Raw genomic sequence first — 10,448 nt, forward strand, 5'->3', positions numbered from 1 at the left:
GGCCGATGGCAGCCAGCGCCTGCTGCTGGTGATCCACCACCTGGCGGTGGACGGCGTGTCGTGGCGGATCCTGTTCGAGGACCTGCAACAGGCCTATGAACAACTGAGCCGCGGCCTGCCGCTGGCATTGCCGGGCAAGACCAGCTCGCAACGCGACTGGGCGCAGCAGCTGCACCGCCACGCCCAGGGCCAGGCCGCCGAGTTGGCATTCTGGCAAGGCATGCTCGACGGTGCCCACGACAGCCTGCCGTGCCTGCGCCCGGATGCGCTCGAACGCAACCGTGACGGCGTCACCGTGCACAGCGAACTGGATGCCGAGCTGACCCGGCAGTTGCTGCAACAGGCACCTGCCGCCTACCGTACGCGCATCAACGACCTGCTGTTGACCGCCCTGGTGCGGGTGATCTGCCGCTGGACCGGCCAGCCAGATACCCTGGTGCAGCTGGAAGGCCACGGCCGCGAAGACCTGTTCGACAGCATCGACCTGACCCGCAGCGTCGGCTGGTTCACCAGCGTGTTCCCGGTGCGGCTGACCCCGGCCGAAGGCCTGGGCGAATCGCTCAAGGCGGTCAAGGAGCAGCTGCGCGCGATCCCCGACAACGGCCTGGGCTTCGGCGTGCTGCGCCACCTGGGCGACGAGCAGGCGCGGGCGGCCCTGAGTGGCCTGCCGCAGCCGCGCATCACCTTCAACTACCTGGGCCAGCTCGACGGTATCGCCGACGGCGAACACGGTGCCTGGCTGCCGGCCATGGAAGCCCGTGGCGCCGAGCACTCGCCCGAGGCGCCGCTGGACAACTGGCTGAACCTCAATGGCCAGGTGTTCGATGGCCGCCTGCAGATCAGCTGGACCTTCAGCCGCGAGCGCTTCGACCGCGCCACCTTGCAAGGCCTGGCCGAGGACTACCAGCGCGAGCTGGCGGCCCTGGTCGGCCACTGCTGCCGCGCCGAGGTGGCGGGTGTGACGCCTTCGGACTTCCCTCTGGCGGGCCTCGACCAGGCGCAGCTCGACCGCTTGCCGGTGCCGGCACAGGCCATCCAGGACCTGTACCCGCTATCGCCGATGCAGCAGGGCATGCTGTTCCACAGCCTGTACCAGCAGGCCAGCGGCAACTACATCAACCAGATGCGCGTGGACATCCACGGCCTGCAGCCGGAACGCTTCCGCGCTGCCTGGCAGGCGACCTTGCAGGCCCATGACGTGCTGCGCAGTGCCTTCGTCTGGGAAGGCGACCTGCCGCAGCCGTTGCAGTGGGTGCTGCAACAGGTGCAGCTGCCGTTCGAGCTGCACGACCTGAGCGCGCTGGACGATCCGCGCCCGGCCCTGCAGGCGCTGGCCGACGCCCAGCGTGAGCAGGGCTTCGACCTGGGCGCGGCGCCGCTGCTGCGCTTGCTGCTGGTGCGCACCGGCCCCGACAGCCATCAACTGATCTACACCTACCACCACATCCTGATGGATGGCTGGAGCCATTCGCAGCTGCTGTCGCAAGTGCTGCAGCGCTACAGCGGCGAGGTGCCAGAGGCGCCGGCCGGCCGCTACCGCGATTACATCGCCTGGCTCGAGCGCCAGGACCCCGAGGGCAACGAGGCCTTCTGGCGCGCACAACTGGCCGAGCTGGACGAACCCACCCACCTGGCCGAGGTGTACCGCACCCAGGCCAGCGCCCTGGGGCACACTGGCCATGCCCAGCATGACCAGTTGTTCGACGCCGCCCGCACCGCGCGCCTGGCCGCCTTTGCCCGCGAGCAGAAAGTCACCCTCAATACGGTGCTGCAGGCCGCCTGGGCGCTGCTGCTGCAACGCCACCAGGGGCAGGCTGCGGTGTGCTTCGGCGCCACGGTGGCCGGGCGCCCCACGGAGCTTGCCGGGGTCGAGCAGCAGGTCGGCCTGTTCATCAACACCTTGCCGGTGGTGGTGAGCCTGCGCCCCGAGCAGACCGTCGCACAGCTGCTGCAAACTTTGCAGGCGCAGAACCTGAGCCTGCGTGAGCACGAGTACACGCCGCTGTTCGATATCCAGCGCTGGGCGGGGCAGGGCGGTGAAGCCTTGTTCGACAGCCTGCTGGTATTCGAGAACTACCCGGTGTCGGAGGTGCTCCAGCAACGTGCCCCCGATGGCCTGGCATTCGGCGCGATCGACAACCTGGAACAGACCAACTACCCGATGACGCTGCTGGTCAACCTGGGCCAGCAGTTGAGCCTGCAATACAGCTTCGACCAGCAGTGCTTCAGCGCCGCGCAGGTCAGCCAACTGGCGGCGCAACTGGAGCGCTTGCTGGACGCCCTGGTGGCCCAGGCCGACGGTGCCTTGGGCGAACTCGACAGCCTGCCCCCGGCCCTGCGTCGCCAGGTGCTTGAGGATTGGACCGGCAGCGCGCCGGCCGGCCTGGGCTGGCAGCCCGTGCATCAGCAGTTCGAAGCCCAGGCGCGCCGGCAGCCGCAGGCCATCGCCGCAGTACTCGGTGAGCAGTGCATCAGCTATGGCGAACTGGACGCCCAGGCCAACCGCCTGGCGCATCGCCTGATCGAGCTGGGCGTCGGCCCGGACCGCCTGGTCGGCCTCTACCTCGAGCGCAGCCTGGAGATGCTGGTGAGCCTGCTGGCGGTGCTCAAGGCCGGTGGCGCCTATGTGCCACTGGACCCGGATTTCCCCGAGGAGCGCCTGGACTACATGATCCAGGACAGCGGTATCGGCCTGCTGCTCACCCAGCCACCGCTGGCCGCGCGCCGCCGCCTGCCTGCCGGGGTTGGGCAACTGCTGCTGGCCCCGGGCATGCCCGAGCTGCGCGGCCTGCCCGAACAGGCGCCTGAGGTTGCCGTGGCCGACGACAACCTGGCCTATGTGATCTACACCTCCGGCTCCACCGGGCGGCCCAAGGGTGTGATGGTCGCGCACCGCGGCCTGGGCAACTTCCTCGACAGCATGGGCAGCGCGCCCGGCCTGCTCGCCGAAGACCGGGTGCTGTCGCTGACCACCTTCTCGTTCGATATTTTCGGCCTGGAGATCTTCCTGCCGCTGGTGCGCGGTGCGCGGGTGGTGCTGGTCGACCGCCAGGCGGCGCGCGACCCGGCGCAATTGCTGCAAACCATTGGCGAACAGGGCATCAACGTGGTGCAGGCCACCCCGTCGACCTGGCGCATGCTGCTGGACAGCCCGCAGGCCGAGGCGCTGCGCGGTTGCCGCATGCTCTGCGGCGGCGAAGCGCTGGCCGAGGACCTGAGCCTGCGCATGCTGGCCCTGGGGGCCGAGGTGTGGAACCTCTACGGCCCCACCGAGACCACCATCTGGTCGGCCCGCCAGCGCCTCGATGTGGCACGGCCCAAGCCTTGGCTGGGGGCGGCGATCGGCAATACCACGCTGTACGTGCTCGGTCACGACCTGCAACCGGTGGCGCCGGGCGTTGCCGGCGAGCTGCTGATCGGCGGTGAAGGCCTGGCGCGGGGTTACCACGGCCGCGCCGCACTGACGGCCGAGCGCTTCGTGCCACACCCGTTCGCCACCGACGGCAGCCGGCTGTACCGCACCGGCGACCTGGTACGCCATCAGCCTGACGGCACCCTTGAGTACATCGGGCGGATCGACCACCAGGTGAAAATCCGCGGCTTTCGCATCGAGCTGGGCGAGATCCAGGCGCTGCTGCAGGACCACGCCGAGGTACGCGAAGCCGTGGTCATTGCCCGTGAGGGCGTGGCCGGGCCGCAACTGCTCGGCTACGTGGTGCCGCGCAACGGCATGGCCGGCGACAGCGGCGCACTGTGCGAGGCGCTGCGCCAGCACCTGGCCGGGCAACTGCCGGCCTACATGGTGCCGGCGCACCTGGCAGTGCTGGAGCAGATGCCCCTGACCCCCAACGGCAAACTCGACCGCAAGGCCCTGCCGGCGGTGGATGGCAACCAACAGCGCCAGGCCTACCAGGCGCCACGCACAGACCTTGAGCGGCAGGTTGCCGAGGCCTGGCAGCAGGTGTTGCAGCTCGAGCAGGTCGGCCTGGCCGATCACTTCTTCGAGCTGGGCGGGCATTCGCTGCTGGCGGTCAGCGTGGTGTCGCGCCTGCAATTGGCGTTGGGGCTCAAGCTCACGCCGCAGATGTTGTTCCAGGCCCCCGTGCTCGAGCAGTTCGCCGAAGAACTGGCGCGCGCGGGCGGGCAAGTGGTCGATGAATCGAAATTGAGCAAGCTCGAATGGCTGCTTGACGAAATGGAGGAAGTTTGATGGAAACCCAAGCAGCCCTGCGCATTGCACGACGCTTCATTACCCTGCCGCTGGACAAGCGCCGGCTGTACCTGGAAAAGATGCTCGAAGAGGGGGTCTCCCCGGCCAACCTGCCGATCCCGCCCGTGCAGTCGGCGTTCGACAGCCTGCCGGTGTCCTACGCCCAGGAGCGGCAATGGTTCCTCTGGCAGATGGAGCCCGACAGCACCGCCTACAACCTGGCAACGGTGCTGCGCCTGCGCGGCACCCTGGACGTCGACGCACTGCAACGCAGCCTCGACCTGCTGGTGGCGCGCCATGAAAGCCTGCGCACGGTCTTCGTCGAGCAGGACGCACGCCTGTACCAGCAGGTGCTGCCGGCAGCCGGGCTGGCCCTGCAGCACATCGACCTGAGCCAGACCGACCCTGAGCCAGCGGCCCGGGACGCGCGCATCAAGGCCGAAGTCGAAGGGCTCACCCAGCATGTGTTCGACCTGTACAGCGGCCCACTGGTGCGTGCCAGCCTGTTGCGCATCGGCGCGCAGGACCATGTGCTGGCGATCGTCCAACACCACATCATTACCGATGGCAGCTCGATGCAGATCATGATCGGCGAGCTGGTGCGCGCCTACGGTGCCTTCTGCCAGGGCCAGGCGCCGAGCCTGGCGGCGCTGCCGATCCAGTACGCCGACTACGCGATCTGGCAGCGTCACTGGATGGAGGCCGGCGAGCGCGAGCGTCAGCTGGCCTACTGGCAGGGTCAACTGGGTGGCGAGCAGCCGCTGCTCGAGCTGCCCGGTGATCGGCCCCGTCCGGCCCAACAAAGCTATCGCGGTGAACGCCTGGAACTGAACCTGGACGCCGCGCTGGCCCAGCAACTGCAGCAACTGGCCCAGGGCCAGGGGGTGACGCTGTTCATGCTGTTGCTGGCCGCGTTCCAGCTGTTCCTGCACCGTTACAGTGGCCAGCACGACATCCGTGTCGGGGTGCCGGTGGCCAGCCGCAACCGCCCGGAAACCGAAGGGTTGCTGGGCTTCTTCGTCAACACCCAGGTGCTTCGCGCCGACATCGACGCGCAGCAACCCTTCCGCGCCTTGCTGGCCCAGGTCAAGGACACGGCGCTGGCGGCCCAGGCCCATCAGGACCTGCCGTTCGAGCAACTGGTCGAGGCCCTGCAGCCGCAGCGCAGCCTCAGCCACGCGCCGTTGTTCCAGGTGATGTTCAACCATCAGCGCAGCGCGCCGACGCGCGGCGCAGCCCGGGCGCCGGGCAGCGACCTGCGGGTGGAAGGCGTGGCCTGGGACAACTTCACCGCGCAATTCGACCTGACCCTGGAAACCCATGAGTCCGACGACGGGCTGATCGCGGCGTTCACCTATGCCACCGACCTGTTCGACCGCGCCACCGTGCAACGTCTGGCCAGGCACTGGCAGACCTTGCTGGGTTCGATCGTCGCCCAGCCTGGGCAGCGCTGTGGCGAACTGGCGCTGATGCCAGCGGCCGAAACCCGCCAGGCACAAGCGCGGGCTCAGGGGCCGGTGGTGGCGCATGCCGATGCGCGGCCGGTGCATGTGCAGGTCCAGGACCAGGCCCGGCGCACCCCCGACGCCACCGCCGTGGTAGTCGCCGATCAACCGTGCAGTTACGCCCAGCTCAATGCCCGGGCCAACCAACTGGCCCGGCAGCTGATCGCCCGTGGCGTGGGCCCGGACATGCGGGTCGGCATCGCCGCCGAGCGCAGCCTGGAGCTGGTCGTCGGCCTGCTGGCGATCCTCAAGGCCGGCGCTGCGTATGTGCCGTTCGACCCGGACTACCCCGCCGAACGCCTGGCCTACATGTTCAACGACAGCGGCATCTGCCTGCTGCTCGCCCAGCCGGAGCTGATCGCGCAACTGCCGCTGGCCGAGGGCCTGGACGTACTGGCGCTGCAAGCCATCCAGCCCACCAGCGAGGCCGACCTGCTCGACCCGCAGGTGGCCGTGCACGACGAACAGCTGGCGTACCTGATCTACACCTCCGGCTCGACCGGGCAGCCCAAGGGGGTTGCCGTGCGTCAGCGTGGCCTGAGCAACCACATGGCCTGGATGCGCGGCCTGCTGCCGTTGGCGGCCGAAGACCGCGTGCTGCAGAAGACCGCCGTGAGTTTCGACGCCTCGGTGTGGGAGTTCTGGCTGCCGCTGATCAGCGGTGCGCAGCTGGTGATGGCCGCCCCCGGCCAGGGTGAATCGCTGGCGCGCCTGTGGGAGCAGGTCGAGGCATTGCGCATCACCGTGCTGCAGTCGGCGCCGTCGCTGCTGCAGGCGATGCTGCCCCAGGCCCGCCCGGGGCAGTTGGCCAGCCTGCACACCCTGCTGTGCGGTGGCGAGGCGCTGGGCGCCGAACTGTGCCGCCAGGTACGCGCCTGCTGGCAAGGGCGCCTGGTCAACCTGTACGGCCCGACCGAGGCGACCATCGACAGTACCGCCTGCGAAGTGCCGGCGGTGCTGGCCTGCACCGTCGCGCCGCTGGGTGCGCCGATCGACAACGTCACCACCCAGGTGCTGGACGGGGTGTTCCAGGCGTGCCCCACGGGGGCGGCGGGTGAGCTGTGCATTGGCGGCGACGGCCTGGCGCGGGGTTATCACCAGCGCCCAGGGCTGACCGCCGAGCGCTTCGTGCCAGACCCTTATTCGGCCCGGCCGGGTGCGCGCCTGTACCGCAGTGGCGACCTGGTGCGCCAGGGCGCGGACGGGGTGATCGACTACCTCGGGCGCATCGACCACCAGGTCAAGATCCGCGGCCTGCGCATCGAGCTGGGTGAGATCGAGGCGCGCCTGCTGGCGCTGCCCGGTGTGCGCCAGGCGCTGGTGCTGGCCCGTGAACAGCAACTGGTGGCCTACCTGGTCTGCGACAGCGTGGACGAGGCTGGCGGTGACCGTGTTGCCGAACTGCGCCGGGCACTGCAGGCACAGTTGCCGGAGTACATGGTGCCCGGCCACCTGCTGTTGCTCGATGGCTTCCCGCTCACGCCCAATGGCAAGCTCGACCGCAAGGCGCTGCCTGCGCCGCAAGCCGCCGTCAAGGCTGGCCAGGTGGCGCCGGCCAGCGCCCTGGAGCAACGCCTGCTGGCGGTCTGGCAGGAGGTACTCAAGGTCCCGGCGCTGGGGGTGACCGACAACTTCTTCGAACTGGGCGGTGACTCGATCATGTCGATCCAGGTGGTCAGCCGTGCCCGCCAGGACGGCATCCAGTTCACCCCCAAGCAACTGTTCCAGCACCAGACCGTCCGGGCGCTGGCCCAGGTGGCCGAGCTCGGTGGCCAGGGCCTGGTCATCGACCAGGGCCCGGTCCACGGCAGCCTGGCCCTGCTGCCGGCGCAACGGGCGTTCTTCGCCGAGCGGCCCAGCGACAGCGCGCGTTGGAACCAGTCGGTGTGGCTCAAGCCCTCCGGCGAACTCGAGGCGCAGCAACTGGCCCAGGCCCTGCAACACCTGGTGACCCACCACGATGCCCTGCGTCTGTCGTTCAGTGAGCAGCAGGGCGCCTGGCAGGCGCAGTTCCGCTCGCCCGAAGCCATGCGCACGCTCTACGCCCAGGCGCCGCTGCTGTGGCAGGCCGAGGTGGACGGCGAATCCGCCCTGGAGCAACTGGCCGACCAGGCCCAGGGCAGCCTGGCGCTGAGCGATGGCTCGCTGCTGCGCGCCGTGCTGGCCCGTCAGGCCGACGGCAGCCAACGCCTGTTGCTGGTCATCCACCACCTGGTGGTGGACGGGATTTCCTGGCGCATCCTGTTCGACGACCTGCAGCAACTGCTTGGCCAGTTGGCGGCCGGGCAGCCGCTGCAACTGCCGGCCAAGACCAGTTCGCTCAAGGCCTGGGCCGAGCGCCTGGGCGAACGTGCCAGCGACGCCGGCCAGCTGGGTTACTGGCGTGAGGCACTGGCCGGCGCGCCGCGCGACCTGCCGGTGGACAACCCGCAGGCGTCCCTGGCCAACCACCTGGCCGACACCGTGCACACCCGCCTGGACAGCGACACCACCCGCCGCCTGTTGCAGGACGCACCGGCGGCCTACCGCACCCAGGTCAACGACTTGCTGCTGACTGCCCTGGCGCGGGTGATCGGCCGCTGGTGCGCCACCGACAGCGCATTGATCCAGCTGGAGGGGCATGGCCGCGAGGACCTGTTCGACGACCTCGACCTGACCCGCACCGTGGGTTGGTTCACCAGCCTGTTCCCGGTACGCCTGGACACCAGCGCCGACCTTGGCGCCTCGATCAAGCGGGTCAAGGAACAACTGCGCGCCGTGCCTGACAAGGGCCTGGGCTTTGGCGTGCTGCGCTACATGGGCGATGCCGATACCCAAGCGCTGTTGCAGGCATTGGCGCAACCGCGCGTGACCTTCAACTACCTGGGCCAGTTCGATGGCAGCTTCGACGAGCAACAGGCCCTGCTGCGCCCCAGTGGCGAAGCACGCGGGCGTGAGCAGGGCGAAGAGGCGCGGCTCGGCAACTGGCTGACCCTCAATGGCCAGGTGTATGACGGTGAGTTGAGCCTGGCGTGGAGCTTCAGCACGCAGATGTTCCCGGCGGCGACCGTGCAGCGCCTGGCGGACGATTACCGCGAGCAACTGATGGCGCTGGTAGCGCATTGCACGAGCGCCGGCCACGCTGGGCTGACGCCTTCGGACGTGCCGCTGGCCGGGCTCGACCAGGCCAGCCTGGACGCCCTGGCGCTGGACCCGGCGGCGGTCGAGGACATCTACCCGCTGTCGCCCATGCAGCACGGCATGCTGTTCCACTCGCTGTATGACCAGGCCGCAGGCGACTACATCAACCAGATGCGCGCCGACGTGCAAGGCCTGGACCCTGAGCGCTTCCGCGCTGCCTGGCAGGCCAGTGTCGAAGCCCATGCGGTGCTGCGCACGGGCTTGCGCTGGCAGGGCGAGCTGGTGCGGCCGCTGCAGGTGGTGCAGCGCCAGGTGCAGGTGCCGTTCGAGGTGATCGGCCTGGAGCACCCGGTGGATGCCGAGCGCCTGGAGGCGTTGGCCCTGGCCCAGCGCGAGCAGGGCTTCGACCTGGAGGCGGCGCCGCTGCTGCGCCTGCTGCTGGTCGGCAGCGGCGTAAACCGCCATCACCTGATCCTTACCAGCCACCACCTGTTGATGGACGGCTGGAGCACCGCGCAGCTGTTGGGCGAGGTGCTGCAGCGCTACAACGGGCAGGCGGTTGCCGCACCCGTGGGGCACTACCGCGACTACATCGGTTGGCTGGAACGCCAGCCGGCCGGCGCCCGCGAAGCGTTCTGGCGCCAGCAACTGGCGGGGCTGTCGGCGCCGACCTGGTTGTCCCGCGCGCTGGCACAGCCCAGCCAGGGGGGCGCGGTGGGTTATGCCGACCACTACGCCGCGCTGGGCAGCGAAGCCATGGCCAGGCTCGGCGAGCTGGCCCGGCAACAGAAAGTCACGGTCAACACCTTGGTCCAGGCGGCCTGGCTGTTGCTGCTGCAACGCTACACCGGGCAGGCCAGTGTCTGTTTCGGTGCCACCGTGGCCGGCCGCCCGGCCGAGCTCAAGGGCATCGAGCAGCAGGTCGGCCTGTTCATCAACACCTTGCCGGTGATTGCCAGCCCTGAACCTGAGCTGTCCGTGGCGCAGTGGTTGCAGGTGGTCCAGGCCGCCAACCTGGCGTTGCGCGACCATGAGCACACGCCGCTGTTCGAGATCCAGCGCTGGGCAGACCAAGGCGCGCAGGGGCTGTTCGACACCTTGCTGGTGTTCGAAAACTACCCGGTGGCCGAGGCCCTGGAGCAGGGTGGCGACCAGAGCCTGCGCTTCAGCGCCGTACGGGCCCACGAGCAGAGCAACTACCCGCTGACCCTGGCCGTGGCCGCGGGGCAGGAGCTGACCCTGCACTTCAACTACGACCGCACACAGCTGCAAGGCAGCGTGGTCGAAGGCGTGGCGCGGCACCTGCTGCACCTGCTGCACCAGTTCTGCGCCGATGCCCAGGCGCCGCTGCGCGAGCTGGCTCTGCTGGAGCAGGCTGAGCGCGAGCAGCTTGAGCAGCAATGGAACGCCAACGCCCTGGCCTTCGACCGCGAGCAGAGCATCCACGGGCTGATCGAGGCCCAGGTGCGCCGCACGCCCGAGGCGTTGGCGGCGATCTGGGGCAGCGAGCAACTGGACTACCGCCAGCTCAACGCCCGCGCCAACCGCCTGGCCCACCACCTGGTGCGCCTGGGCGTTGGCCCGGAAGTGCGGGTGGGCGTGGCCATGCCGCG

General features: G+C 69.3%; 2 protein-coding genes. Both read left to right on the top strand.

From position 1 onward, the window contains the following. The coding region (locus L6D77_RS26810; protein ID WP_236170220.1) for an amino acid adenylation domain-containing protein at positions 1-4,210 on the top strand (4,210 nt) is incomplete at its 5' end. Continuing rightward, positions 4,210-10,448: non-ribosomal peptide synthetase (locus tag L6D77_RS26815; RefSeq protein WP_236170221.1), on the top strand; the 6,239-nt coding region annotated here is incomplete at its 3' end. The genes L6D77_RS26810 and L6D77_RS26815, both read left to right, overlap by 1 nt.

It is taken from the genome of Pseudomonas parasichuanensis, from assembly GCF_021601385.1.
Lineage (GTDB): Bacteria > Pseudomonadota > Gammaproteobacteria > Pseudomonadales > Pseudomonadaceae > Aquipseudomonas > Aquipseudomonas parasichuanensis.